General features: G+C 69.8%; 1 protein-coding gene. It reads right to left on the bottom strand.

Features of this window, described 5'->3' with window-relative positions; translation table 11 throughout:
* Nucleotides 1–840 (bottom strand): GDP-mannose 4,6-dehydratase (gene gmd, locus Q0L15_RS19465; RefSeq protein ID WP_296606226.1); only part of this gene is annotated, 840 nt, incomplete at its 3' end.
* Nucleotides 841–850: the final 10 nt, after the last annotated feature.

Raw genomic sequence — 850 nt, 5'->3', positions numbered from 1 at the left:
CTCGTCGCGCCGCACGTGCTTCTCCCAGTCCAGGCCGGCGTGCTCGAAGGCCGCGACGACGAAGTCGCGGACGCTGTACGTCGTGCCGGTGGCGAGGACGTAGTCGTCGGGCTCGTCGGCCTGGAGCATCCGCCACATGCCCTCGACGTACTCGGGGGCGTAGCCCCAGTCGCGCGTCGGGTCGAGGTTGCCGAGGTAGAGGTAGTCCTCGAGACCGGCCTGGATGCGCGCCACCGCCCGAGTCACCTTGCGGGTCAGGAACGTCTCGCCCCGCCGGGGCGACTCGTGGTTGAACAGAATCCCGCTGACCGCGAACATCCCGTAGCCCTCGCGGTAGGTCACCGTCGACCAGTAGGCGTGCAGCTTGGCGGCGCCGTACGGCGAGCTGGGGCGGAACGGCGACCGCTCGTCCTGGGGGCCGGCGGCCGCGCCGTACATCGCCGAGCTCGACGCCTGGTAGAAGCGGCAGCCGATCCCGGCGGTCCGGATCGCCTCCAGCAGCGTGATCGGCCCGACTCCCGTCGTGATCGCCGTGTGCTCGGGTTCCTCGAAGCTGGCGCCGACGTGGGACTGTCCGGCCAGGTTGTAGACCTCATCGGGCTGGACGCGGTGCAGCAGCCGGATCAGGTTGGCCGCATCCGACAGGTCGGCGTAGTGCAGGAACAGCCGGGTCTCCGGGTCGTGCGGATCCTGGTAGAGGTGCTCGATCCGGGAGCTGTTGAACGTGGACGACCGCCGCCGCAACCCGTGCACGACGTAGCCCTTGGCGAGCAACAGTTCGGCCAGGTACGAGCCGTCCTGCCCCGTGATCCCGGTGATCAGCGCCGTCTTCTGTCCCACGCCCCGATCG

Origin of the sequence: Nocardioides sp., from assembly GCF_024509035.1 — a bacterium.
Lineage (GTDB): Bacteria > Actinomycetota > Actinomycetes > Propionibacteriales > Nocardioidaceae > Nocardioides.
The sequence above is the reverse complement of the archived record's forward strand: the minus strand, read 5'-3'. Positions and strand labels throughout refer to the sequence as shown.